General features: G+C 36.6%; 20 protein-coding genes, 1 rRNA gene and 3 other annotated features. Of the genes, 18 read left to right on the forward strand and 3 right to left on the reverse strand.

Going from position 1 to position 26,157, the window contains the following annotated elements; all coding sequences use genetic code 11:
* Positions 1–14: 14 nt before the first annotated feature.
* Positions 15–249 (reverse strand) — a binding site (T-box leader).
* Between the two features lie 154 nt (positions 250–403).
* The 3 genes from BQ7474_RS10260 to BQ7474_RS10270 all read left to right on the forward strand — a co-directional run bounded on the left by BQ7474_RS10260 (position 404) and on the right by BQ7474_RS10270 (position 1,528).
* A complete protein-coding gene (locus BQ7474_RS10260) occupies positions 404–898 on the forward strand; it encodes a GNAT family N-acetyltransferase (RefSeq protein ID WP_082187930.1) in 495 nt (164 codons plus the stop codon).
* Positions 899–983: 85 nt separating this feature from the next.
* A complete protein-coding gene (locus tag BQ7474_RS10265) occupies positions 984–1,256 on the forward strand; it encodes a type II toxin-antitoxin system RelB/DinJ family antitoxin (RefSeq protein ID WP_073998752.1) in 273 nt (90 codons plus the stop codon).
* Positions 1,253–1,528, forward strand: a complete 276-nt coding sequence (locus BQ7474_RS10270; RefSeq protein WP_073998753.1) for a type II toxin-antitoxin system YafQ family toxin — start codon at positions 1,253–1,255, stop codon at positions 1,526–1,528. Before BQ7474_RS10265 ends, BQ7474_RS10270 begins: the two co-directional genes overlap by 4 nt.
* 47 nt (positions 1,529–1,575) lie before the next feature.
* Here the strand turns inward: BQ7474_RS10270 and ahpF are convergent, their stop codons facing one another.
* Positions 1,576–3,123, reverse strand: a complete 1,548-nt coding sequence (gene ahpF, locus BQ7474_RS10275) for an alkyl hydroperoxide reductase subunit F (RefSeq protein ID WP_073998754.1) — start codon at positions 3,121–3,123, stop codon at positions 1,576–1,578.
* Between the two features lie 21 nt (positions 3,124–3,144).
* Positions 3,145–3,714, reverse strand: a complete 570-nt coding sequence (locus BQ7474_RS10280; protein WP_073998755.1) for a redoxin domain-containing protein — start codon at positions 3,712–3,714, stop codon at positions 3,145–3,147.
* A 205-nt stretch (positions 3,715–3,919) separates the two neighbouring features.
* On the opposite strand from BQ7474_RS10280, the gene BQ7474_RS10285 reads away from it, so the two are divergent.
* The 9 genes from BQ7474_RS10285 to pepF all read left to right on the forward strand — a co-directional run bounded on the left by BQ7474_RS10285 (position 3,920) and on the right by pepF (position 14,671).
* Positions 3,920–4,450 carry a hypothetical protein gene (locus BQ7474_RS10285; protein WP_073998756.1) on the forward strand — a complete coding sequence of 177 codons (531 nt, stop codon included), beginning with the start codon at positions 3,920–3,922 and terminating at the stop codon, positions 4,448–4,450.
* Positions 4,451–4,466: 16 nt separating this feature from the next.
* Complete coding sequence (locus BQ7474_RS10290) at positions 4,467–6,149, forward strand: hypothetical protein (protein ID WP_073998757.1); 1,683 nt, start codon at positions 4,467–4,469, stop codon at positions 6,147–6,149.
* Positions 6,149–6,574 (forward strand): hypothetical protein, encoded by a 426-nt coding sequence (locus BQ7474_RS10295; protein WP_073998758.1) that lies wholly within the window; start codon positions 6,149–6,151, stop codon positions 6,572–6,574. The genes BQ7474_RS10290 and BQ7474_RS10295 overlap by 1 nt, the downstream gene beginning before the upstream one ends.
* A 256-nt stretch (positions 6,575–6,830) precedes the next feature.
* The gene (locus BQ7474_RS10480; RefSeq protein WP_082187931.1) at positions 6,831–8,429 is read left to right on the forward strand and encodes a CAP domain-containing protein; all 1,599 of its coding nucleotides are present in this window, start codon (positions 6,831–6,833) and stop codon (positions 8,427–8,429) included.
* 260 nt (positions 8,430–8,689) lie between these two features.
* The gene (locus BQ7474_RS10305) at positions 8,690–9,955 is read left to right on the forward strand and encodes a bifunctional folylpolyglutamate synthase/dihydrofolate synthase (protein WP_082187932.1); all 1,266 of its coding nucleotides are present in this window, start codon (positions 8,690–8,692) and stop codon (positions 9,953–9,955) included.
* A gap of 204 nt (positions 9,956–10,159) precedes the next feature.
* On the forward strand, positions 10,160–11,269 hold the full coding sequence (locus BQ7474_RS10310) for a glycerate kinase family protein (RefSeq protein ID WP_073998760.1): 1,110 nt from the start codon (positions 10,160–10,162) through the stop codon (positions 11,267–11,269).
* A 46-nt stretch (positions 11,270–11,315) separates the two neighbouring features.
* Complete coding sequence (locus tag BQ7474_RS10315; RefSeq protein ID WP_044565739.1) at positions 11,316–11,990, forward strand: rhomboid family intramembrane serine protease; 675 nt, start codon at positions 11,316–11,318, stop codon at positions 11,988–11,990.
* Between the two features lie 8 nt (positions 11,991–11,998).
* Positions 11,999–12,868, forward strand: coding sequence for a membrane lipoprotein lipid attachment site-containing protein (locus tag BQ7474_RS10320; RefSeq protein WP_073998761.1), 870 nt, complete (start codon positions 11,999–12,001; stop codon positions 12,866–12,868).
* 21 nt (positions 12,869–12,889) lie between these two features.
* Complete coding sequence (gene pepF, locus BQ7474_RS10325) at positions 12,890–14,671, forward strand: oligoendopeptidase F (RefSeq protein WP_073998762.1); 1,782 nt, start codon at positions 12,890–12,892, stop codon at positions 14,669–14,671.
* A gap of 58 nt (positions 14,672–14,729) precedes the next feature.
* Here the strand turns inward: pepF and BQ7474_RS10330 are convergent, their stop codons facing one another.
* The gene (locus BQ7474_RS10330; protein ID WP_073998764.1) at positions 14,730–16,070 is read right to left on the reverse strand and encodes a sodium-dependent transporter; all 1,341 of its coding nucleotides are present in this window, start codon (positions 16,068–16,070) and stop codon (positions 14,730–14,732) included.
* Between the two features lie 133 nt (positions 16,071–16,203).
* Here BQ7474_RS10330 and BQ7474_RS10335 point away from each other — a divergent pair, with 133 nt between their 5' ends.
* The 6 genes from BQ7474_RS10335 (at position 16,204) to BQ7474_RS10360 (ending at position 23,464) form a co-directional block, all read left to right on the forward strand.
* Positions 16,204–16,920 carry a glycerophosphodiester phosphodiesterase gene (locus BQ7474_RS10335; protein ID WP_073998765.1) on the forward strand — a complete coding sequence of 239 codons (717 nt, stop codon included), beginning with the start codon at positions 16,204–16,206 and terminating at the stop codon, positions 16,918–16,920.
* A gap of 132 nt (positions 16,921–17,052) precedes the next feature.
* A complete protein-coding gene (locus BQ7474_RS10340; RefSeq protein WP_073998766.1) occupies positions 17,053–18,438 on the forward strand; it encodes an ABC transporter substrate-binding protein in 1,386 nt (461 codons plus the stop codon).
* Between the two features lie 200 nt (positions 18,439–18,638).
* Positions 18,639–19,295 carry a carbohydrate ABC transporter permease gene (locus BQ7474_RS10345; RefSeq protein ID WP_235821517.1) on the forward strand — a complete coding sequence of 219 codons (657 nt, stop codon included), beginning with the start codon at positions 18,639–18,641 and terminating at the stop codon, positions 19,293–19,295.
* Positions 19,282–20,163 carry a carbohydrate ABC transporter permease gene (locus BQ7474_RS10350; RefSeq protein WP_082187933.1) on the forward strand — a complete coding sequence of 294 codons (882 nt, stop codon included), beginning with the start codon at positions 19,282–19,284 and terminating at the stop codon, positions 20,161–20,163. Before BQ7474_RS10345 ends, BQ7474_RS10350 begins: the two co-directional genes overlap by 14 nt.
* Before the next feature lie 3 nt (positions 20,164–20,166).
* A complete protein-coding gene (locus tag BQ7474_RS10355) occupies positions 20,167–21,360 on the forward strand; it encodes an ABC transporter ATP-binding protein (protein WP_082187934.1) in 1,194 nt (397 codons plus the stop codon).
* A gap of 589 nt (positions 21,361–21,949) precedes the next feature.
* Positions 21,950–23,464: ribosomal RNA gene (locus tag BQ7474_RS10360) — 16S ribosomal RNA — on the forward strand.
* 752 nt (positions 23,465–24,216) lie between these two features.
* Positions 24,217–26,157 (forward strand) — a sequence feature (mutual gap in cmsearch alignment for this rRNA model is longer than 100).
* Positions 24,619–25,263, forward strand: a sequence feature (16S ribosomal RNA rRNA prediction is too short). It overlaps the preceding feature by 645 nt.

Raw genomic sequence — 26,157 nt, forward strand, 5'->3', positions numbered from 1 at the left:
AAGACCCCGTCCTTAAAAAGGACGAGGTCACTCGTGTTACCACCTTAATTTCATATCAATTTCACAATTAATAACTCATCAGGTACAAATTTATACCCTATCGCTGTAACGTGCGCACACGGATTGTCTTAAATATTCGGACAACCAACTTAGAGGCCATTTTCAGTTTTCTGCCACTTAACTATTCCCACCAACCATAGTCTCTCTGGAAAGTTTTCAAAAACCTACTTTTCTCATCAACGTTTTTATTTCTTGTTATGATTATAGACTGGCTTTTTATCTTTGTCAAATAAATCGTTGAAGATATTTTGATAATTCTTTAAGTTTTTGTTCAAATCTTACTAATTACATAGCTAGAGCAGAAGATGTATAGTAAAAGTATTAAAGATTTGATGGGGGGATAATGATAGAAATCAGACAAACAAGCAAAGATGATTTAAAAAATATACAAAAGTTGTGGGCTGACAAAGAAGTCATGGTCCATGTAGGCATTCCAGAGGGGATTATAAAATCAGATGATCAAATGAATAGCTGGCTAGAAGCACAAATCTCAAAGAAAGCTAATTCAAATCATTACTCAATCTATAAGGATGGTAAATATTGTGGAGAAGTCCACTATAACATCTTTACTGACCATGACAATATAGCAGATCTTGGCATCAAATTATATAGCTTTGCAAGAGGATTAGGGATAGCTAACTATGCCTTATCTTTTGTAATTGAAAAAGCTTATAAGAATGGGGCAAAGATAATATCCTTAGATCCAAATCCTAACAATAAGAGGGCCATCAGATTTTATGAGAAGATGGGTTTTGTAAAAAAGGAAGCACCAGATTTTGTTATTAAAAAATTTCCCCAATTTGACCATTATTATATGGAGCTTAATAAAAATTCATAGTATTGTGTATATCAATTTAAAAGCATAAGCAAAATTATTTACAATCCATTACTAGGTAAGTATAATGTAAAAAAAGGAGGGGCTTATGGATACAACTAATGTGAATTTTAGACTTGACAAAAAAACTAAAAAAGAGGCTGAAGAATTGTTTGAGGACTTGGGATTAAATATGACCACGGCCCTTACCATGTTTGTCAAAGCATCTATTAGAGAGCAAGGAATACCATTTGAGGTGAGAAGAGATGTACCTAATGCAGAAACAATTGCCGCTATAGAGGAATCGGAAAGATTATTAAGTGACCCAAATGTTAAAGGCTACGATAATATGGAAGATTTGATTAGGGCTTTAGAATCATGAAATATGAAGTCATTTATACTAATCAATTTAAAAAAGATTTGAAGCTAGCCAAAAAGCAAAATAAAGATTTGAATAAACTTTATCATATTGTAGATTTATTATCCCGTGGTAAGAAATTAGATCTATCATATAAAGATCATAGCTTAATAGGAGATTACAAAGGCTATAGGGAGTGCCATATTGAACCAGATTGGCTGCTGGTTTATAAAATTAAAGATGAAATAATGGTCCTATCTTTAGCAAGACTAGGCACACATTCAGACTTGTTTTAAATAACTAACAAAAAAACGCCCAGACGGGCGTTTTTTGATGTATATTTTTAGTTTCTCATCAAATAGTTAAAGGCACCAAGGGATGCTGTTGCACCAGATCCTGCTGCTATTACTATTTGTTTGAATACTGTATCTGTGGCATCTCCTGCTGCGTAGACTCCTTCTAGGCTGGTTTTACCCTCGCTATCTACTAGGATTTCGCCACGGTCTGTAAGTTTTACTTCAGAATCTTTTAGCCATTCTGTATTTGGTACTAGACCTACTTGGATGAAGCAACCTTCAACATCTATGCTGCGTTCTTCGTTTGTTTCTCTATCTGTGTATTCTAGTCTTTCTAGTCTAGAGTCACCGTAAAGGCCTGTTGTTTGGGCGTTTTTGAGCACCGTAACATTATCTAGGCTATAAAGTTTGTCCTGGAGGACTTGGTCTGCCTTTAGCTCTGGTAAGAATTCTAGGACTGTTACATGGTCTACCATGGCTGCAAGGTCTATAGCAGCTTCGATGCCTGAGTTTCCTCCACCGATTACTGCCACAGGTTTACCTTTAAATAGTGGGCCATCACAGTGGGTACAATATGCTACACCCTTGTTTCTAAATTCGATCTCTCCAGGTATACCTATTAGTCTCCACCTAGCACCTGTTGCAATTACAACAGTTATAGCTTGAAGTTTTGCGCCATTGTCAAGCTCAACTTCTACTAGTCTAGGATTTGCTGAGCCTTCTACTTCCTTAACTCCACTTGCAAGAGTGCCTGTCATGATATCTACGCCAAGAGCTGTTACTTGTTCTTTCATATTTGCCATGAAGCTAGGACCTTCGGTGTATTTGAAACCTGGGATATTTTCGATTCCAAGAGTTTCTTCAACTTGTCCACCAAATTCGCTGGCAACAAGGCCAGTAGATACACCCTTACGAGCTGCATAGATTGCAGCTGTTGCAGCAGCTGGACCGCCACCGATGATCAATACATCATAGGCTTTTTTTTCGGCAAAGTCATCAGAAGATCTCGTAGATCCAATTAGCTCAAGGAGGCTATCCATAGTTTGCTTGCCACCTTCTAAAAATTCCCCATCCTTAAAGATTGCTGGAACTGCAAGTACATCGCGGTCTTCAGCAATTTCTTGGAACATAGATCCTTCTATCATAGTGTGGTTGATGTTTGGATTTAGAATAGCCATGATATTGAATGATTGGACAACTTCTGGGCAGTTGTGGCATGATAGAGATACTATAGTTTCAAGGTTTTGCACATCATCTATAGCCTTAATTCTCTTTTTTGTGCCTTCATCAATCCTGGGTTCGATTCCCCCAACTTGAAGGAGGGCTAGGGCAAAGGATGAGAATTCGTGGCCAAGTGGGACACCTGCAAAGATGATTTGCCCGTGGTCCTTTTCCCCTTTTAGTTCAAAGGCTGGAGTGTAGGTAAGGTCTTTTTCTACGATATTGATTTTGTCGGAAAGACTTGCAACGTCTTCTACAAATCCACGCACTTTATTACTTTTTTCGTCATTAGTAACAGAAAGCCCAATAGTGACTTCTGTTTTGAGCATGTCAAGATATTGGGCTAACTGGGTTTTTAAATTTTGATCTAACATTTATTTATAAATCCTCAAATCTTATAGTTTACCTACAAGGTCAAGACCTGGGGTTAGGATATCATCGCCTTCTTCTTCCCATTTAGCTGGGCAAGCTTCACCTGGGTGATTCGCAATGTATTTACCAGCTTTAACTTTGTTGATGTTAACATCAGCCTTACGTCCGATACCATCAGCATTTATTTCTACTGTTTGGATCACGTTTTCTGGGTCGATTACGAATGTAGCCCTTAGAGCCTTTCCTGAATCATCAAGGATATCAAGTTCTCTTGTTAAATCTTTGTTAGAGTCAGAAATTAGTGGATATTCAAGTTTGCTAATTCGCTCGCTGTTGTCATGCCAAGCCTTGTGAACGAAGTGAGTATCTACAGAAACACCGTAAACATCTGCTCCAAGCTCTTGTAAAGCAGCATAATTATCTTGAAGATCTTCTAGTTCTGTTGGGCAAACGAAAGTAAAGTCAGCTGGATAGAATAGTAGTACTGTCCATTTTCCCTTTAAATCTTCGTTTGAAATTGTTATAAATTCGTCCTTTTTTGGATCGTAAGCGTCTAAATTAAATTCTGGAAGTGTTTTACCAATAAATGCCATAATAATCTCCTTTATTTTTATTATTTATACTAATTATTATAATCATTCTAAATTAAAAGTCAAACTAAAATAGACTTTATTTCCTCCTACAAAGATTTAATACCCTTTTTATATATATTTATATATTAAATTACAGTACTTTATTAAAGTTTAAGGTAAAATGTAGGTATAAAGCATAGTAATTAACTATTATTATGAGGCTGAGATGAAAAAAGTTAAAAAATTTAATGTTTGCGTTAAGGCTTTTGAGTTGGGAAGAGAAAACCCTTTGGAAGATGAGCTTATCGCATCTGGGAAATTAATAAAGCATGATGACTATTATGAAGTTTTTTCTATAGAGGCCGCCCGAGTCGGAGAGCTTGCTTATGCTGGAGATTACGTTAAGATTGATAGTTCTAATATGCCCTATCCAAATACTAGAGATAGATTTTTATCCAATCACATACATATAGGTGGGGATGACTTTATCCAGTATCCTCAGGAGGTTTTAAGCTGGACTTATGGGGATGTTGAGGATGTGAATATCAAATACTTGCTTAAGACGAAAAAACTTATGATAAATCCTGACTTAGCAGATTCTTTTTACAAGGCAAATCTACGGGGGACCTTTCTTACAGCCAAGAAAGATGATTTGATCTTGATATATGGTGTGAAAAAAGTGGGAAATAAGATAATATCAGTCGATTTCAACCTAATCGACAAGGATGAATTTGATAAGACTTACGAATATATATAGTTAACGGGGAGTAGAGATGGGAGCTAGAATTTTTTCAGGGGAAACAACAATTATCGAAAGTAATGAATTTGAATGGCAAAAAAACATCAGTTCTGGAGAATATCTAAACATAGAGTCCATTGCAATTGGTGCTAATAATACCATATCGCTTAGGAAAAAAATTCCTTTTTATAAGTATATAATCAACTTTTTGTTGTTAAAATATAAGGATAGGTTGGATATTAAGGAAGATATAGGGGAAGTTTCAACTCTTATATTCGATTCTATTGAGGCCAATGAGAAAAACGAAGATTTAGAAAAGCTTGCCACGCTAGTTATTGAACTTTTTAGGGAAAAGGGCTTGGCACCAGGAGATTCAAAAAACGAAGTTTACGGATCCTTGGATTACAAAAAAGAAGATAGGAAAATTTGGAAGAAGACTCAAATAAGAAAGGACCTAAAGGCCAATGTTATAAGTCGTGATAAGATGTTCATATATGCCTTTGGTCTAGGGATGAGCCTGGAGGAGCTTGAGGGATTTTTGATGAAGGTCTTGGAAGAAACTGGCCTAAATATTTGGGATAGCAAGGAAACTCTCATATACATAGCTCTCAAACACTTCCCAGATAATCCAATGAGTTTTTATATGCGCGCTAATTATCTTTACCATGAAGAAGCTAACAAAAAGATTAGCTATGAGAAAAAGGATACTAATTTTAACACAATTATCTTACAAAACTCTCTTGATAATTATCTAAATGATTATAAAAATGTGCCAGAAGTTGATGACACTCTGATCCATAACATAATATCCTACTACAAAGAATTGGTAAGCGAAAATAAAAACAGGACTATACTCAAAGAATTTATATCTACTTTTAATAGCATAGATGAAAGTTTGTCCGCTGAAATTGCTGCCTTTTCCAATGTAAAATACGGAAATGACGATGGAACTACTACAAATGCTGAATACTTTTCCATGGGTAAGGTAGATATTTTTTACAAAAGTGATGAGGATATTATACTCAAAAGAGAAGATCCTTTTGTTTTTAGGTCCGAAGAAACTGGAGAGGAAAAAACTTACTATCCTTTTACCAGCTATACACTGCCAGCCAATCCTGAAGGTGGAGAAAAGAAAATAACTCTAAGAAGCACCTTTTACGAAGATAAAGACGACGTTCCAATCCTAGGTACTGGGGAAGGATATAGCGATTTTGCCTACGTTAAAACTATCCCTCAAATAACAAAAATCGAGAATGATTCTATATACATTTCAGAAAAAAGATTATCTTCACTACTAACCTACTTGTACAACGAAGATGCCTTGATTCTAAGAGAAGATAGCAAATTGCCAGATGATCAAATCCAAGCCTTGGATAATCTATTAAAGGAAACAAAGATTAGGCACGAAAACTTAAATGCTATCATAGAAAAAGGAAAGATTAGCCAGATCACAAGGTCTAGACTTATAACCCTATACTTTATTTCCTATGTATTGAAAAATAGAGATATTTGGTTTGACAAACTTTCCACCCCAGCTAGGAGGAAAAGGGATTATCTAATCTTTATGGATTATAAGCTAAGAAATGCCAGACTCTATGAGTACAACATTTCAAATCCTTACGAAGAAACCCTACTAAAGCTTGTAGTCTATGATGAACCTTTAGAAGCTTTCAGAGATCTTTGGGCAAAATATTTGATAAATATTGGGGACAATTGATGAAAAATTTCCAAAGCCAAGATGCTTTTATTAATCAAATCAAAGAGATTAGTGGCTCTAGAAGGTCGTCTATGAGTGGCCATTCCTTTGATATAAGAACTCAAGAAGGTAAATACAGGGTAAAGACGGGCAGACTTATTGGAAAAACAGAATCCTGCCTTATCTACCAAGCTCGTGTAGAAAATACTGGTAGACAAAATATGCTCATGAAAGAATTCTTCCCCTCTCTTAGAGAAGATGTAGTTGGAATCAGAGATGCTGAGAATCCAGAAATAATCCACTATCAAACAAAAAGCGAAGAGGGCCAAAGATCACTTGAGAAGAGCCGCAAGAATTTTGTAGATTCCTACTACAAACACCTAGAAACTATGGATTTAAATTTAAAAGAAAATACACAAAAAACAATAGTAAATAAAAGAATTTAAATATAATTCGAAAAGGCTAGCTGGAAGAAGTAGGCAAAACACCGACTTCTTCCAGCTATTTTTATGCCAGCCTCCCAAGCTTAAAAAGTGAAATTCGAAAAAAATCTAGGTCATTAGCCCAGCCTATAATGTAATCAAGATAAATGCAAGCGAAAAGCTCAGGAATATAAAATGAAATTTGAAAAAAATCATGCTTGAAGCTTGGACCTATAATAAAGACACAATAGACAACGGGGAAATATAACGGGAGGTAGATATGAAAAAGCAATTAAAAGCATTAGCATTAATACTAGCAATACTCACATCAACAGCATGTGAATCAAAAGAAGCAAATACAACAGAAAATATCAACCTAGCACAAAAAGAAACAGAAAGTGAAGTTTCCCTTGCAAATATAAAAACACCAAAGACAACCAAAGTTTCATTTGAAGAAGAAAATACAGAAAATAAAGAAAACAAAGAAAATAAGAAATCTTATCTAATTCCACAAACTTTAGAACTTAAAGAAGCTGAAAAAGCGGAAGAAGCAAAAGAAGCTAAAAAAGAAACTACTGAAGAAGAAGTAGTTTATCAAGAAGTTAGCACAGTTAATGAAGAAGATTCTATAGAAGAAGCTAAAGTAGAAGAAAAAGCACCAGCTTACGATGACGCATACGAAGTTTTCGTAGGAGCAGACAAAGAAGAATACGCATACATAGAAGAAGAAATAGAAGATGATAAAGCAGTAGCTTATCTAGCAGAAGAAAAACATGAAGTTGAAGCTAATAAAGAAGCTCCAGAAGTAATAGAAGAAGCTGTAATATCTGCACCAGCAGTAATCGAAGAAGAAGTTACAGTAAACGAAGATAACGAAATCATCAAAGAAGTAGAAGAAGAAACAGAAGAAACACCAGTAGAAATCAAAGAAGAAGCACCAGTAGTAAATGAAACAAAAGAAAACAATGCGTCTGGACTAACAGTTGCTAGCCCAACTATAGAAGAAATAAGATCATACTGGAAAAACTACCAAACAAAAGCAAACGACACAGTTGAAGTATTTGGACTAAACTTAATCAACCAAGAAAGTGATGAAATATTTAGCGAATGGACAAATCTTGACCTTAACAACATGACTCTTGGCGCACTTTCTCAAGTGGCACAAGAAGATGCTCTTCACATTGTAAACACAGCAAGATTTGCATCAGGTATCAAAAACGAACTAATAATAGGTCAAAACCAAGCACAAGCTGCACAAGCTGCATCACTAGTAAACAGATTAAATGATGAAATGAGCCATAACCCAGAAGAAATTAGTGGACTTGATTCAAACATCTACCAACTAGCTTGCAATGGTGCTGCAAACTCAAACCTAGCATCAAACTATGGTCTACTAGAATCAGTAATAGGATACTTAAGAGATGACCTTGGTGAAAGGAACCAAGCTGAAGTTGGACACAGAAGATGGGTACTAAATCCAGCAGAAACAGTAGTAGGATTTGGGTTAGCTGAAGAATACTCAGCAATGTATGTTAACAACAACGAATACGATGGCGAAAACGAAGATTTAGTATATGCTTATCCAGGACAAACTGCAATAAGCGAGTTCCACTCAGAAAATTCTAGCCTATCACTAATGTTTGGCGAAAACTTTGACTTAACAAATGCTAAAGTTAGCGTAACAGACCTTCAAACAGGCGAAGTAAGAAATGATGCATACATCGACCAAAGTCTAAAAGGTTGGGTAAAATCAATCACATTCGGTAAAGGAATGAACTTCCAACCAGGTACAAAACTTCAAGTTAAAGTTACAGGCGTAACAAAAGACGGAGCAGAATACCCAGTAGAATACACAATCGAATACGCATCAATTAAGTAAAAAGATAATCCCGTATATATTTTCACATAGAGTAAAAGCTTAAGTTTCCCGTCTTAAGCTTTTTTGTTTGCATAAATTTATGTTAAAATTAATATAGATATAATAAAGCTAAAAAATAAAAGAAACACTTAGGTTATAGCCACATATAATAAGGAGAATGACTCCTAAAATAAGGAAAAATCTATAAGATATAATAAGTATATTATGACCAATCAAAAATCATTATAGAAAAATATTGGCCAAAATAGATAGGAGAAGTTTTGGAAGATATTAATCAAGCAAAAGAATTTGTCCTAAACAGGAGAAATTCTAAGGGCATCCACAGTCTAGAAAAGATAAGGCTCTTGCTGGATAGATTTGACAATCCACAAGATAAAATAAAAGTAATCCACATAGCAGGAACCAATGGCAAAGGCTCTACGACAAAGATGATTAGCGCTTGTTTGGCCAAGTCATACAAGGTTGGGACTTTCACATCACCATATATAAAAGAAATCAATGAGAATATAGCCATTAATGGCAAAGCTATTTCTGATAGCGACTTTCTAAATTTAATCAATAAATTAAAAAATTACATAGACGATTTGGACAAAAAAGGCTATTATCTGACATATTTTGAGATACTAACAGCAATGATGTACTTGTATTTTTATGAGGAGAATGTCGATATTGCCATTGTAGAAACAGGCTTGGGTGGTCTTTTGGATTCTACAAATATTGTCAAAAATCCACTGGCATGTGTCATAACAAGCATATCCAAAGATCATATGGAAATTTTGGGAGATAGCTTAGAAGAAATCGCCTACCAAAAAGCGGGCATAATAAAGGAAAAATCGCAAGTCTTCCTCTATCCTCAAGAAAATTCTGTGTCTAAGGTCATAAAAGCAAAGGCCGATGAGTGTCGTAGTAAACTTTTCACTTTTTCTAAAGACGAAGTAGTGATTAAGAAAAGTGATGATACAACAAATGCTTTTGACTTCAGAAATTATAAGGACGTGGAGATATCCTTGCTAGGAATCCATCAGATCTACAATGCTAGCCTTAGCCTTATGGTCTTGGATTATTTTAAAGATGAGTTCAACTTAGATGAAAAAACTATAAAAGAAGAGATTTATAAGGCGAAAAACCCTGGTAGATTGAGCTTGATTAGTCAAAATCCAAGGGTTTTAGTAGATGGCAGCCACAATAGGGATGCCATAGACTCTCTTATCAAGTCGCTTAATACTTTTAACTATCAAAGGTTAATAGTAGGCTTTTCAGTCCTTAAGGATAAGGAATATGCATACATAATAGATAGGCTAACAGAGATCGCAGATGAACTTATAATAACAAGTATTGATAGCCCGAGAGCCTTTGAAATTCGTGAATTAAGAGAAATCGTAAAAGAGAAGTTTCCTAAAGTTATAGCTATAGAGGATAATAAGAAGGCGTATAATTATGCGAAAGAAATAGCAGGCCCAAAGGATTTAATCATTTGGTGCGGATCACTTTATTTGGTTGGGGAAATTTACGAGGGTGAAATCTAATTTTGCCAAACAAAAAACCATTACGTGCTCGCAATGGTCTTTGATGGGCGAAATCTGTATAAGATTTCATGAGTTAAACAGCGAAAGTTCTTAACTTTCAGATTCATTATAATAAAAAAGCTTGAATTTGTAAAGTTTTCATCAATTTAATTAAGAACTTTTTTTTTTCGGGTAATATAAGAAGTAGGGAGAATAATAGGAAATATGAAAACTTTACTAGCAATTGATTCAATCAAATATTATGAAAATTCAATAGAAATAGGCAATATATTTCAAAAAGAACTTGGCGAAGATGCTAAGGTTATGCCATTTCTAGATGGTGGCAGGGGTACTGTTGAGGCTATGAAAGCCCTCATAGATGGAACCTACAAGTATGTAAATGTACATAATCCAAAAAACGAAGTAATTACTGCTAGATATGTTGTCAAGGACGACTATGCTGTTATGGAAATGGCTGAATCTTCTGGTCTTCGTTTATTATACAAAGAAGAACTTGATGTTATGAACTCATCTTCTCTTGGTTTTGGAGAGATGATAGTTGATGGGCTCAATCAAGGAGCCGACTCACTACTAATAGGCATTGGAGATACGGCAACCAATGATTTGGGCATGGGTATGTTATATGCCCTTGGAGTTAGGTTTTATGACCAAGATGACAACGAACTTAACCCGATTGCAAGCAATATGGAAAGAGTCCACAGACTAGATATTTCAAATATTGACCGTAGGATTTACCAAAAGGATATAACCATAGCTACAAGTTCTGATACAACTTTATTTGGTGATAATTCATTTTTGGAAAGCAGAATTTATAGAAAAGGAGCAAGTATAGAGGACATAGCCTTTTTATACAAGGGATGTAAAAATTTCAAGGCAGTAATCGAGAAGACCCTAGGAATTGATTCTGTAGACTTCCCATCACTTGGCTCTGGCGGTGGAGTAGCTTGGGCCCTTTATACATTTTTTAGGGCCAAGATTTCTAAGTCCATGGATATAGTTATGGAAAAAATAGACTTTGTATCAATGATTAATAATTACGATTTATTGATACTTGGTGAAAACGTAGACCAATTTGATGGTGCTTCCTCCATCAATGTAAGCAAATTAGCCAAATCTTACAATCCAAACCTCAAAATTATCTTTTTGGAAGATGCTGATGGCAAGGAGATAGGTCAGAGGGAAAACTTTGATATGATTTTTAAATATAAACTCTCAGATGACTTTGACAACAAACAAATAAGAGAAGGGATTAGAGCCTTGGCTAAGGACGTAGACGAGTCTTTAAGGGATAAGGTATTGGCTACATATTTATAAGGCCTTTTGCCCTTTAGTAAGGCTTGTTAAGTAGTATAGTATTTTTATGAATTATTTTAAAAAACTTGGAGAAAGTAAAGTGACGAGAGCTCTTATCATTATAAATATTCTAGTTTTTGTTATAATGGCCCTAAGTGGTGGCACTGAAAACACAGCAAATTTGGTGCGTTTTGGTGCTGTATTTAAGCCATATATAGCAGCTGGCCAGTGGTGGAGACTCTTTACAGCTTCTTTCATCCACATAGGATTGATGCATATTTTATTTAATATGTACTTTTTGTATCAACTTGGTCCAACTTTTGAAATGCTTTATGGTAGCAAGAATTTTCTAATAATCTACCTTATTTCTGGTATAGTTGGTAACTTAGTTAGTTTTGCTTTTGGATCAGATGGAACAGTTTCTGCTGGTGCTTCAACTTCCCTTTACGGAATGTTTGGCTTAGCACTAGGAATCATGCTAAATTACAAAAATGATGCAGTTTTATCAAGTTTTGGCGCAAGCTTCTTATCAGTTATAGCCATAAACGTGATTTATTCATTTATAAGTCCAAATGTTGGCATACTTGGCCATTTTGGAGGACTTTTTGCAGGCCTCATATTATCTGGCATATTCCCAGTAGTAAACAGAGAGCTTTCATCTGGTGTGAGACTTGTATCACTAGCAGCAATGGTTGTTTTGATTGTATTTTTGATTAGAATTGGATTAAAATCAGCTTATTAGGGTGACATATGAAAAGAATACTAATTATCATATCTCTTGTACTTACCTTATCAGCGTGTGACTTTGAATCCAGGTCTGAATTTGAGGAGAAATTTAACAAGAAAGAACAAATCTCTGATGATGTAACTATGCCCAAAATCACCTATGTTCCAGCAAGTGATGATGATAGGAAAGATACGCATAGTGAGGATAATAAAGACAAGATAGACTTTGAAGAGCACTATGGCAAGGGCAGTAGCGGTAAGTCTTTAGACCCGTCAAAAAGTCTTGGAAACATTGTCGATACCAAAGTTGGCGATACACAAATAGGCATTTCCTTAATGCAATCAGTGCAAATACCTGGAGGATATTCTACATATCTATCCTACAATAGAAATGACGAATTTGTAGAAAGGGAATTCGGACCTATTGTAGGCTTTGTAGGTATTAGCTCAACTGTAGCCTATGATGTGATAGATTCAGAATCAGGGCAAATGCTATTGGTAAGCATGGTTGGCCAGTCAAACGGAGACACCTACAGCGCCTATTATCTATTTAACAAATTTATGGGCCTTATTGACTATTTGGTATTTAGAAATTCTGTTGACAATATAAAGCCAACGGTTGAAAGGCTGGGAGAGGTGATAGAAGCGCCAGAAACGGAAGTTCCAGGAAGTATCGACCAAGCCATAAAGGCGAGGATAGATATAGAGAATAAGCATCTGCCAAGCTTACTTGATGTCTATGGCATTAAAACTAGACCAGTAGTAGCTAGGGTAGATGGCAGGGACATGGATATAGGTTATATTCCTGATATTAAGATGGAAAATAGGATATTATTAGCAAGGACAACAAACGATCCAATAGACCAAGGATCTAGGATTGATATAGAAAAATAAAAGGCTTAAAAAGGAGAATTTATGAAAAGAAATGAAATTGATGAAAGATTAAAGTGGGACACCTCCTTAATCTATAAAAGTGATGAAGATTACTATAGCGAAGTCAAAGAATCGAGAGAGCTTGCAGATAAACTTACAGACTATAAGGGTAAAATCACAGAAAATGCTGATACACTTTTAGCTTTCCTAAAAGATTATGAAAAGCTAATGAGAAAATTCTACAAGGCAGCAGTTTATGGTCACTTAAGATCAGATGAAGATACTGCTAATAGCACCTACCAAGAAATGAGCCAAACATCATCTATAGCAGGGGCAGAAATTTCTGAAAAATTATCATTTATTACACCTGAAATCTTATCTGCTGACTATGAAGACATAAAGAAAATGCTTGGTGAAAAAGAAGAATTAAAAATCTATGACCACTACTTTGAAGACTTGTTTAGAAGCAAAGACCACGTATTAAGCGAAAACGAAGAAAAAGTTATAGCAAGCTTCTCAAAATTAGCTGAAAACCCTGTATCAACTTATATGATTTTCTCTAATGCTGATATAAAATTCCCATCCGTAGAAAAAGATGGCGAAAAAATCGAACTTTCCGATGCAAACTTCACAACACTTGAAGAAGACAAAGATCGTGACTTAAGACGCAAAGTTTATGAAACATATTATAAAGTTTACAAGCAATTTGAAAACACAGCTGCTTCTTTACTAGATGGGGAAATTACTAGCCATAATATCGAATCAAAACTTAGAAAATACGACTCTGCTCGCCAAATGAGCCTATCTTCAAATAACCTTGATGAAGCAATATATGACAACCTTATTGAAGTAGTTCACGACAATATGGATATCCACAGAGACTACACTACACTTCGTAAGGAATTTTTAGGAGTAGATGATCTTGGATTCCACGACATCTACGTGCCACTAGTAAAAGATTACGATAGAAAGATAGAATTTGATGAAGCTCGTGACATAGTCCTTGAAGCAATCAAACCACTAGGCGAAGAATACGTTGAAGTTGCCAGAAAAGGCTTTGAACAAAGATGGTTTGACGTTATGCCAAACGAAGGCAAAAGATCTGGAGCTTACTCATCAGGTTCATATGACACCCAACCATACATCCTACTAAACCACACAAACACAATAAACGATGTATTTACCATAGCTCACGAACTTGGCCACTCTATGCACTCATACTACACAAGAAAGACCCAACCATATATCTACGGTTCATATTCAATCTTCTTGGCAGAGATTGCATCAACCACAAACGAGCTATTACTTCTTGACTACATGCTAAAGAATAGTCAAAGCGAAGAAGAAACTGCTTACCTACTAAACTACTTTGTAAACCAATTCAAATCAACAGTCTTTAGACAAACATTGTTTGCAGAATTTGAACATGAAGTAAACAAATTAGTAGCAAATGGAGAACCAATCCCAGCAGCTAGACTTGATAAAATCTACGGTGACCTAAACCGTGATTACTTTGGCAAGGACATAGATGTTGACGAATATATCTCAACAGAATGGTCAAGAATCCCACACTTCTATATGTTCTACTATGTATTCCAATACGCAACAGGATTTATGTCTGCAGTAGCACTTAGCCAAAAAATCCTAAAAGGAACAGATGAGGACAGAGAGGCTTACCTAAACTACCTAAAAGCAGGAGAAAGCGAATACCCAATAGATGTTCTTAAAAAAGCAGGCGTTGATATGACAAGTAAAGATGCTATGCAAAAGGCTATGGATGTAGCAAGAGAAGCTCTAAAAGACTTAAGAAATGCAATAATGTAAGATGAAAAAGAGACCTAGCTAGTTTTACTAGTGGGTCTCTTTTAATGTGCTTACTATTTCAACCAATACCCCCAAAAGTTATACCCAAAACTAGGGCAAGGAGGCTTAGTAGGCAATATAGGTACTTGCCAATAGGATAAAAGTAAGATGAAATTGGCTTTTTGCGACCCTTGTTAACCTCACCGAGTGCCATATCCTTATCCAAAATCCAAAAGAACATGATGCCTGCAAGAAGGGCACCTAGTGGAGCTATAACTATAGAAACAAAATCCATCCAAGAGCCAACAATTCCTTGGACAAAAATAGCTGAAATAATTCCTATTGCATTTATAACAAAAGAAGCTTTTTTTCTATTAAATCCAAATCTTTCTTGGACATAGGCTACTGGAGCTTCGTATAGGTTGATTATTGACGAAAATCCTGCAAAAAGAACTGCAAGATAAAAAATAACCATCAAAATCCTACCTGCTGGAAGCTTATTAAAGACACCAACCAAGTAAATAAACATAAGACCAGGCCCACCCTCATTAATGTCAGCTGAACCAATAGCCATAGCTGGGATAATAACGAAAGCTGCCAAAAGTGCTGCCAAAGTATCAAAAAATGCAATGTTTCTAGCAGAAGAAGGTATATCTTCATCCTTAGATAGGTAAGATCCGTAGATTACAGATCCATTACCAGCTATAGAAAGGGAGAAGAATGCCTGGCCAAAGGCAAAGACCCAAAGTTTGGGATCTGCTAGCTTCTCTGTGTTCAAGTTGAAAATATATTGATATCCCTTTGATGCGGCAGGATTTTGGCCAATATATATGGCAAGGCCAAGTAGCATGATAAATAAAATAGGCATCAAAAATTTATTCGCCCTCTCAATACCCTTGGCAATACCAAAAGACATTATAATCATAGAGGAAATACCAGCTACAATTATCCAGAAATTATTAGAAAAAGCAGAAGCTGTTTGGTTAAAAGTCATGCCAATCATATAATTATCGTCAGCAAAATTTGTCAATGTACCATTTATGGCTAAGTAATTATATCTAAAAATCCAACCCATGACAGCAGTATAGCCAATAGCAAGAGCTAGAGAGCCCAAAACGGGTATTATTCCCAATTTTTTTCCTATACTTTCCTTTCCCTTTTGACCAGTTGCAAATCCAAAGGCATTAACAGGCCCAGAACCTGTAAGCCTTCCTAGGGCAAACTCCTCAATAACACCAGTAGAGGCGATGAGGATTACAAAAAAGAAATAAGGCAACAAAAAGCTCATACCTCCCCAAAGAGAAACCATAACAGGGAATCGCCAAATATTACCCATACCTACAGCAGAGCCGATAGAAGCGAGGGTAAATCCTAATTTACTTGTAAAGCCGTCTTTTTTTGAAAAATTATTGTTAGTCATTATATATCCTTTATCATAATATTAGACTAAATTATATAATAGTATAAAAGATTTGTCCATTTAATATAAAATTTACATAGATTCATTATAATGTTTGTGTACTAACATTGCATTAAAAATTTAGGAGGAAATTATGATAAATTTTGCCCATAGAGGCTTTAAAGGAAAATATCCAGAAAATACTATGTTAGCTTTCAAAAAAGCACTTGAAGCAGGAGCAAGTGGCATAGAATTTGATGTCCATCTATCAAAAGATGGACAATTAGTAATAATCCATGACGAGACCTTGGAAAGAACCACCGATGGATCAGGTTTAGTAGGCGAAAAAACTTTAGATCAGCTAAAAGATCTAAATGCATCTAAGAACTATCCGGATTGTGAAATCCAAAGGATATTGACTCTAAGAGAGTATTTTGACTTTGCCAAAGATTATGACATCATCACAAATATCGAACTAAAAACATCTATTATAGATTATCCAGGTATTGAGGAGAAAGTTTATGAACTTATCAAGGAATATGGTTTGGAGGAAAAGATAATTATTTCATCCTTTAATCACAACTCACTAATAAGATTTAAGGAACTTGATGACAATATAAAATGTGGAGTTCTAGAATCCTCAAGACTATATGAGCCGTGGAATTATGTGAAAAATCTGGGTATGGAATACTATCATCCATTAAATTTTACAGTGACAAAAGAAGTAGCGGAAAAATGTGCAGAAAATAATATTGGACTAAATATTTGGTTTGGGGTTTCTGATTATGATTACAGCCAATATCTGGAAATGAATCCCACCGGACTTATAACGGATTATCCTGATAGAGTCTGTGAATTTATAGGCAAGTAAATCTGTTATTAGTTTTATACAAATTATCAAAAAATATAGTCAACTAAATTTACGTAAAATTTACAAATAATATAAATATTTTTAACATAGCTATCCTATAATGCAAAGGTAATAAAACTTATTGGAGGAACCATGTTAAAAAAATTTGTTAGTAGACTAATGCTAATTTTAATGTTTGTTACACTTGCCTCTTGTGCAGGACGTAATGACAAGCAAACAGACACACCAAAGGATGGTGGAGCTACAAGTAGTGAAACTAATGCAAAGGATGATAAGAAAACTTCTAGCCAAGATGGAAGAACAACCATAGTATTTTGGCACTCTATGGGTGGAAATCTAAATGATGCTATTGATCATCTTGTTGAGGAGTATAACAATTCTCAAGACAAGTATTTTGTAAAAGCAGAATTTCAAGGGGAATACGATGATGCTTTAACAAAGCTTAGATCTTCAGCATCAGGTAAGGATGTAGGAGCTGATCTAGTTCAAGTCTTTGACCTAGGTACCAGATACATGATTGACTCTGGCCTAATAAAACCAATGCAAGATTTTATTGATGAAGAAAAGTTTGATACTAGCCAACTTGAAGATAATCTTCTAGCTTATTACACAGTAGATGGAAAATTAAACTCAATGCCGTTTAACTCATCTACACCTCTTTTATACTACAACAAAGATATGTTTGATAAGGCTGGAGTAGAAGTTCCAAAATCTCTAGAAGAGATGAAAGAAGTGGGACAAAAATTATTAGACTCAGGCGTAACAGAAATGCCTATATCAATGAGTGTATATGGTTGGTGGGTTGAACAATTCATGAGCAAACAAGGACTAGATATTTTCGATAATGAAAATGGTAGAAAGGCTAATCCAACAAAATCAGTGTTTGATGAAAATGGTGGGGTTACAAATGTTTTAAAGGCATGGAAAGACCTCCAAGATAGTGGTATAGCGCCAAATGTTGGTAAACAAGGTGGTGGCCCAGAATTTAATGCCGGAACTAGTGCTATGACTTTTGCATCAACAGCTTCACTTACTCAAATCCTATCAGAAGTAGGAGATAGATTTGAAGTAGGTACTGCATATTTTCCAGGGGTAAAGGCTAGTGATAACCACGGCGTATCCATTGGTGGAGCCTCCTTATATGCTCTTGATTCAGGTGATAAAGATAAGATGGACGCTACATGGGATTTTGTAAAATTCCTTGTAAGTGTAGATTCTCAAACATACTGGAATGCAAATACAGGTTATTTCCCAGTAAATAAGGGTGTACTTGATACTGATGAATTCAAAGAATTAATTAAAAAATCTCCACAATTTGAAACAGCTATCGACCAATTACATGACTCTACACCAGATGACCAAGGAGCATTAGCGACAGTGTTCCAAGAATCTCGTCAAATAATGGAAAAAAATATTGAAGAGATGCTAAATGGAAACATTAGCCCAGAAGATGCAAGTGCTGCTATGGCAAAAGAAATTGATCAAGCCCTAGAATCTTATAATAAGGTTAATAAATAATGAAAGAATATGACAATAAAGCCTACTTATATATGCTTCCTGCATTGGCTCTATTAGTAATATTTGTTTTTTATCCATTCGTACAGACTATTATTCGTAGTCTGTACACTACGGATAATATGGGGTCCAATACACTATTTATTGGCCTAGAGAACTATTCGGATCTATTATCTTCAGCTTCCTTCTGGAACAGTCTTAAAGTGACCTTAATATATGTTCTTATTGTGGTATTATTTGGGGTTTTAATTGGTTTTGCTACAGCTTTACTGTGCAGGGTTAACTTTCCAGGAATTAGACTTTTTTCGGCAGCTTACTCTCTTCCTATAGCCATTGCATCATCAGGAATGGCCTTGGTTTTCAAGGTTATGTTAAATCAATCTGTTGGAATCCTAAATGTATTACTTAAAACAAATATTAATTGGTTAGCTGATCCAAAGTGGGCGCTTATAAGTGTTGGTATTTTAACAGCATGGCTTAATTCTGGTATGAACTTCTTGTACTTTTCATCAGGCCTTGCAGGTATAGATGATAGTTTATACGAAGCGGCCTCCATAGATGGGGCAAATGGTCCAAATCAATTTATCCATGTTACCCTACCATCTGTAAGACCTATAATGTTTTTTGTTGTAGTTACAAATATTATTAATGCATTTCAATCGTTCGGACAAATAAAGCTACTTACTCAAGGTGGACCAGGAGAAGCGACAAATGTTATAGTTCATGACATATACAAAAATGCATTCATGAACTATAGGTACGGATATGCTTCTGCAGAATCAGTAGTTTTATTTATAATAGTTATGATTCTTACAATCATAGCCTTTAGATCAAATGGAGATAGAAATGCAAGCAAGTAGTAATAATATGATGCCATTAAAAACATTAACGAATGATACTAACCATAAAGAAAAAAGCATAAATAAAACTAGAGCTATCAGGCTTGTATTAAACATAATAGTAGTAATATTTGTCTTATTCCCTATAATCTATGCCTTCGTCATGAGTGTAAAACCAAGCTATGAGCTGTACAATAAGACGTTTTTCACTGCAAATCCAACCTTGGACAATTATAAGGACGTATTCAAAATCGCTCCAATAGAGGGATACATTATAAACTCCCTTATTGTATCTGTAATCATAACACTACTTCAGATGATTACAGCTATCTTTTCGGCTTTTGCCCTCCATTTTCTTAACTTTAGAAAAAAGGGCCTTTTATTTGCAATAATAATGGCAACGACAATGATTCCTGGCGAAACAACCATAATATCAAATTTCCTTATGATATCAGCTTGGGGATTCCAAGATTCCTTTTTTGGCTTGGTAGCTCCATACCTCACAAGCGCTATGGGAATATTCCTATTTAGGCAAGCATTTAAATCTTTTCCAATGGAAATATATGAGGCAAGCAAAATGGATGGAGCCAGTGACTTAGGATTCATATTTGGTATACTAATACCGCTTTCAAAGCCTACAATAGGCGCTCTGGCTGTGCAGTCATTTTTGGGAGCTTGGAATATGTACATGTGGCCACTACTTATAACAGGAACTGATAGATATAGAACAGTTCAAATAGGTATATCCATGTTAAATTCAGCAGACTCTCAGTCCATGCTATTAATGATAGCAGGTGTTGTAGTTTGTATGATACCATCACTAATAATATTTATGTTTGCTCAAAAAAACATGGTAAAAGGATTAACGACAGGAGCAGTAAAGGGTTAGAATATGGCAAGAGTAAAATTAGAACATGTATATAAAATTTATGAGAATGGATTTGAAGGAGCGAAGGATATAAATCTTGATATCAATGATAAGGAATTTATTGTTTTAGTTGGCCCGTCTGGATGCGGTAAATCAACTACACTTAGGATGATAGCAGGTCTTGAATCTATATCCAAAGGTGACTTATATATTGATGATGTAAGGATGAATAAGGTAAGTCCTAAAGATAGAGATATAGCAATGGTATTTCAATCCTATGCCCTATATCCACATAAAACCATAAGAGATAATATGGGATTTGCTCTAAAAATGCAAAAAGTAGACAAGAATACGATTAACCAGAAAGTAGAAGAAATAGCGAGGACCTTGCAACTTGAAGATCTTTTAGATAGAAAACCTGCACAACTATCAGGGGGACAAAGACAAAGAGTGGCTTTGGGGCGTGCTATGGTAAGGAATCCAAAAGTATTTTTATTAGACGAGCCCTTATCAAATTTAGACGCAAAGCTAAGAGTTGAAATGAGAACAGAAATAGTAAGACTCCACCATGAACTTGATACGACGTTTATATATGTAACCCACGATCAAATAGAGGCAATGACAATGGGAGATAGGATAGCTGTACTAAACCAAGGTGAGCTAGTTCAATTTGATACGCCCCTAAACCTCTACTATCGTCCGAGAAATAGGTTCATAGCAGAATTTATAGGATCTCCAAAAATGAATATCATAAAAACTTCTCTATATAGAGATGGATCAAGTTTTTGTGTGGATTTATTTGGTCAAAAAGTTCAATTGCCAGCATCAAAAGCAAAAGATTTAATTAATTATAAAAATGAAAGCAATTCAATATTACTAGGAATCAGAACGGAAGATTTTTACTATAAAGAGAATTCTTCAATGGAAGTTTTATTTGAAAATGTTGAATACATGGGATCAGATACCTATGGATATATGCTAAAAGAAAATAAGGAAGTAATAGTAATGAGGTTTGCCTCATCAGATCCAATAGTATCAAATAAGAAAATCCCGATTTTTATTAATATGGAAAATATATATCTATTTGATCAACTAACAGAAGAATGTATATCTTTCCCACAAAAATCAGCTGATCCATACTTGGTAAACAATCTTCAAGCAAATAGTGAAGATGAAATAAAAGAATATAAAGAAAATATATTATTAAAATCTTTATAAAAGCAGATGGTGGTATAAAAAAAGTAGATAAAAACTTAACGAGCAAAAAGGCACAAGCAAAATAGCTTGTGCCTTTTTGCTTGATATAGTATTAAGGAAAATATAAACAAAAGAAACAATCAAGATATAAAAAAATTACTAATGCAAATTAAAAATAAAAAATTAGAAATAGTTTGACATTTCTAAAAGCACGTAGTAACATATTAATTACAGCAAATAAAAAGAACATTTGATATGTTATTATATATGTTGTATAATCTACTTAATGCCACTTCAGTAGAAATAGCAAATTCTACTGAAATAATTAAAAAATATCAAAAAATATTTGACATTCATTTTTAAAGGTGGTATTATATATCTTGTCGTTAACAAGCGACAATGAACCAGATAGTTAAAATAAACTATCTACATTTAAATAGTAATTAAACTTTAAGCAATTAATTTGAGTAACCTTAACAATGAACGTTTATATAATAAACGGACAAATTTAAATCACGCATTGATTTAGATCAGTGTAAATGAGAAGAGCTTGAATCAATAAGTTCTTATGAATTAAACTTTAACCTACATTATGTATGTAGATAAAACTTTTCATGAGAGTTTGATCCTGGCTCAGGATTAACGCTGGCGGCGTGCATAACACATGCAAGTCGAACGATGAAACTCATTAGACTTCTTCGGAATGACGATGAATGGATTAGTGGCGAACGGGTGAGTAACGCGTGAGTAACCTGCCTTACACAAGGGGATAGCCTCTGGAAACGGAGAATAATACCCTATGACATTAATACTTCGCATGAAGTATTAATCAAAGTGTTAGCGGTGTAAGATGGACTTGCGTCTGATTAGCTAGTTGGTGAGATAACAGCCCACCAAGGCAACGATCAGTAGCCGGCTTGAGAGAGTGTACGGCCACATTGGGACTGAGACACGGCCCAGACTCCTACGGGAGGCAGCAGTGGGGAATTTTGCACAATGGGGGCAACCCTGATGCAGCGACGCCGCGTGATTTAGAAGGCCTTCGGGTTGTAAAAATCTTTTGTATAGGAAGAAAATGACAGTACTATACGAATAAGGTCCGGCTAATTACGTGCCAGCAGCCGCGGTAATACGTAAGGACCGAGCGTTGTCCGGAATCATTGGGCGTAAAGGGTACGTAGGCGGTTAAAAAAGTTAGAAGTGAAAGGCTATAGCTCAACTATAGTAAGCTTTTAAAACTGTTTAACTTGAGAGATGGAAGGGAAAGTGGAATTCCTAGTGTAGCGGTGAAATGCGCAGATATTAGGAGGAATACCGGTGGCGAAGGCGACTTTCTGGCCATTATCTGACGCTGAGGTACGAAAGCGTGGGTAGCAAACAGGATTAGATACCCTGGTAGTCCACGCCGTAAACGATGAGTGTTAGGTGTCTGGAGTAAATCTGGGTGCCGCAGCTAACGCAATAAACACTCCGCCTGGGGAGTACGCACGCAAGTGTGAAACTCAAAGGAATTGACGGGGACCCGCACAAGCAGCGGAGCATGTGGTTTAATTCGAAGCAACGCGAAGAACCTTACCAAGTCTTGACATATTTCGGAAGGATTTAGAGATAGATCCCTATATCTTCGGATAACTGAAATACAGGTGGTGCATGGTTGTCGTCAGCTCGTGTCGTGAGATGTTGGGTTAAGTCCCATAACGAGCGCAACCCCTATGGCTAGTTACCATCATTAAGTTGGGGACTCTAGCAATACTGCCGGTGACAAACCGGAGGAAGGTGGGGATGACGTCAAATCATCATGCCCTATATGACTTGGGCTACACACGTGCTACAATGGCAGGTACAGAGGGCGGCGAGATTGTGAAATTAAGCGAACCTCAAAAAGCCTGTCCCAGTTCGGATTGCACTCTGCAACTCGAGTGCATGAAGTTGGAGTTGCTAGTAATCGCAGATCAGAATGCTGCGGTGAATGCGTTCCCGGGTCTTGTACACACCGCCCGTCACACCATGGAAGTTGGCAATACCCGAAGCCTGTGAGCGNTCTAAGAGCTAGTCAATTGACTAGTTCTTTTTTATTAACAGGATACACCTAACACGAAAACCCGCTTTTTTCAAAAGCTCTTCCGCCCTACCGGGCTAAGTTTTCGGCATAAATATGCCAAATCAAGGCATATTTATGTATACCGAACACAGAAGTTAAGCTCATTAACGCCGATGGTACTCGGAGGGTGACCTCCCGGTAGAGTAGGAAGTTGCTAAATAAACTAAGAGCTGGTCGAATGACTAGTTCTTTTTTAGTACAAAAATAAACACCTGTTCACGAAAACCCGTTTGCTGTAAATGTCAACCGAAAATTGGTCCACAGTTATTATCGAAAAGTGGTCCACATATAGTAAAGATATTGACCACACTTGTCTTTTCCCCTAGGGGAAAGACTTTTTACATATATTTCATATATTCTTTGACCACTCCATTGTATCTTCCATCCTATAAGATTTTTCTCTAGACATATCCATAATATGGNAATTGGACGCAGCAGTCGAAGGTAGGGTCAGTAACTGGGGTGAAGTCGTAACAAGGTAGCCGTATCGGAAGGTGCGGCTGGATCACCTCCTTTCTAAGAGCGAGGAGCCGACACGTTGGCTCCTCACCAAGGAAGCTTTAAGCTTTCTAATTAGAAACATCAAGTTACTCAAATTAAGTTTTTACTATTTGAAAATATTTGAACCACTTAAACTGAAGAGGTTGCCCAAAAGACAACCCGTGGCGTTATTTTGCCTCTGTCATATAAATATGACAGAATTCAAAATAATTCAAAATCAAAGATTTTGAACTCCCACAGCTTAAGCTCACAACTAAATAGCAAACAATATTTCCAGTCAAGAAAGAAAGGGCGCCAGGTGGATGCCTTGGCACATGAAGACGAAGAAGGACGTAAGTGAACGAAAACTAGGGAAAGCTCACAAAAAGCAATGACCCCTAGGACTCCGAATGGGGAAACCCGGCTGTGGAAGACACAGTCATCATTAAGTAAATACATAGCTTAATGAAGTAAGACCCTGCGAACTGAAACATCTAAGTAGCAGGAGGAAAAGAAAGAAAACTCGATTTTCCCAGTAGCGGCGAGCGAAAAGAAAACAGCCCAACCCAACAAGAAATATTTTCTCCAGTCAAATCATTTGGGAAAATGAACCAAAGAAAGTGAAAGTCTTGTAGACAAAAGAAAAAATATTTTAGGGAGCAAGTAGCAGTGAACACGAGGAATTTGCTGTGAAGACAGGGGGCCCATCCCCTAAGGCTAAATACTAACATGTGACCGATAGCGAACAAGTACCGTGAGGGAAAGGTGAAAAGAACCCCGCAAGGGGAGTGAAAAAGAACCTGAAACCTAGTGCCTACAAGCAGAGAGAGCTNTCCTATATCTTCGGATAACTGAAATACAGGTGGTGCATGGTTGTCGTCAGCTCGTGTCGTGAGATGTTGGGTTAAGTCCCATAACGAGCGCAACCCCTATGGCTAGTTACCATCATTAAGTTGGGGACTCTAGCAATACTGCCGGTGACAAACCGGAGGAAGGTGGGGATGACGTCAAATCATCATGCCCTATATGACTTGGGCTACACACGTGCTACAATGGCAGGTACAGAGGGCGGCGAGATTGTGAAATTAAGCGAACCTCAAAAAGCCTGTCCCAGTTCGGATTGCACTCTGCAACTCGAGTGCATGAAGTTGGAGTTGCTAGTAATCGCAGATCAGAATGCTGCGGTGAATGCGTTCCCGGGTCTTGTACACACCGCCCGTCACACCATGGAAGTTGGCAATACCCGAAGCCTGTGAGCGAACCGATTGGACGCAGCAGTCGAAGGTAGGGTCAGTAACTGGGGTGAAGTCGTAACAAGGTAGCCGTATCGGAAGGTGCGGCTGGATCACCTCCTTTCTAAGGAAGCCCGGCATACTGGGTGAAAAATTAGCGAAGCGATTTTTNGTTAGCGAGAAGGGGAGCCTGAGCGATCAGGCCACAGAAACCAGGCCCAAGCGACTGTTTACCAAAAACACAAGTTTCTGCAAAATCGAAAGATGACGTATAGGAGCTGACACCTGCCCGGTGCTGGAAGGTTAAGGGGAAGGCTTAGCTGTAAAGCGAAGGCTAGAACTTAAGCCCCAGTAAACGGCGGCCGTAACTATAACGGTCCTAAGGTAGCGAAATTCCTTGTCGGGTAAGTTCCGACCCGCACGAAAGGTGTAACGATTTGGGCACTGTCTCAACAAAGGATCCGGTGAAATTGTAGTAGTCGTGAAGATGCGACTTACCCACGCTAGGACGGAAAGACCCCGTGGAGCTTTACTGTAGGCTGATATTGGATTTTGAGATTAGACGTACAGGATAGTTGGGAGACNTCAACTAATTAATTACGCAAAAATCACAAGTAAAAAGGTAAGTTGGTCTGCACTTTGACAAATCACTCCTCCCAAAGCCGGAGGGGCTAATTTTGAAACAGTGAGACATCTGACCTACCAACCAAAACAAGTTTTGGGGTTAGGTCATTAAAGAACTCAATTATCACCGAAACAGACATACGAAAGTATGACCCTGGTTAAGCGTATTCAAAAAACCAAAGTAATGGTTACTTATGTATAGATTTAAACTCTCTATCAGTGGTAGAGGAGCATTGTATTAGGGGTGAAGCCTAAGCGAAAGCAAGCGTGGACTTAATACAAGAGAGAATGCTGGCATGAGTAGCGAGAAGGAGAGTGAGAATCTCTCCCGTCGAAACCCTAAGGACTCCTGAGCAAGGCTCGTCCCCTCAGGGAAAGTCG

The organism is Anaerococcus urinomassiliensis, assembly GCF_900128425.1.
In the GTDB taxonomy this organism is placed as follows: Bacteria; Bacillota; Clostridia; order Tissierellales; family Peptoniphilaceae; genus Anaerococcus; species Anaerococcus urinomassiliensis.

Bases quoted from the DNA above. Each gene is read 5' to 3' on its own strand.
- BQ7474_RS10260 (WP_082187930.1), top strand. From the start codon at position 404: ATGATAGAAATCAGACAAACAAGCAAAGATGATTTAAAAAATATACAA.
- BQ7474_RS10290 (WP_073998757.1), top strand. From the start codon at position 4,467: ATGGGAGCTAGAATTTTTTCAGGGGAAACAACAATTATCGAAAGTAAT.
- BQ7474_RS10270 (WP_073998753.1), top strand. From the start codon at position 1,253: ATGAAATATGAAGTCATTTATACTAATCAATTTAAAAAAGATTTGAAG.
- BQ7474_RS10310 (WP_073998760.1), top strand. From the start codon at position 10,160: ATGAAAACTTTACTAGCAATTGATTCAATCAAATATTATGAAAATTCA.
- pepF (WP_073998762.1), top strand. From the start codon at position 12,890: ATGAAAAGAAATGAAATTGATGAAAGATTAAAGTGGGACACCTCCTTA.
- BQ7474_RS10355 (WP_082187934.1), top strand. From the start codon at position 20,167: ATGGCAAGAGTAAAATTAGAACATGTATATAAAATTTATGAGAATGGA.
- BQ7474_RS10280 (WP_073998755.1), bottom strand. From the start codon at position 3,714: ATGGCATTTATTGGTAAAACACTTCCAGAATTTAATTTAGACGCTTAC.
- BQ7474_RS10340 (WP_073998766.1), top strand. From the start codon at position 17,053: ATGTTAAAAAAATTTGTTAGTAGACTAATGCTAATTTTAATGTTTGTT.
- BQ7474_RS10285 (WP_073998756.1), top strand. From the start codon at position 3,920: ATGAAAAAAGTTAAAAAATTTAATGTTTGCGTTAAGGCTTTTGAGTTG.
- BQ7474_RS10330 (WP_073998764.1), bottom strand. From the start codon at position 16,070: ATGACTAACAATAATTTTTCAAAAAAAGACGGCTTTACAAGTAAATTA.
- BQ7474_RS10480 (WP_082187931.1), top strand. From the start codon at position 6,831: ATGAAAAAGCAATTAAAAGCATTAGCATTAATACTAGCAATACTCACA.
- BQ7474_RS10320 (WP_073998761.1), top strand. From the start codon at position 11,999: ATGAAAAGAATACTAATTATCATATCTCTTGTACTTACCTTATCAGCG.
- BQ7474_RS10315 (WP_044565739.1), top strand. From the start codon at position 11,316: ATGAATTATTTTAAAAAACTTGGAGAAAGTAAAGTGACGAGAGCTCTT.
- BQ7474_RS10350 (WP_082187933.1), top strand. From the start codon at position 19,282: ATGCAAGCAAGTAGTAATAATATGATGCCATTAAAAACATTAACGAAT.
- ahpF (WP_073998754.1), bottom strand. From the start codon at position 3,123: ATGTTAGATCAAAATTTAAAAACCCAGTTAGCCCAATATCTTGACATG.
- BQ7474_RS10265 (WP_073998752.1), top strand. From the start codon at position 984: ATGGATACAACTAATGTGAATTTTAGACTTGACAAAAAAACTAAAAAA.
- BQ7474_RS10295 (WP_073998758.1), top strand. From the start codon at position 6,149: ATGAAAAATTTCCAAAGCCAAGATGCTTTTATTAATCAAATCAAAGAG.
- BQ7474_RS10335 (WP_073998765.1), top strand. From the start codon at position 16,204: ATGATAAATTTTGCCCATAGAGGCTTTAAAGGAAAATATCCAGAAAAT.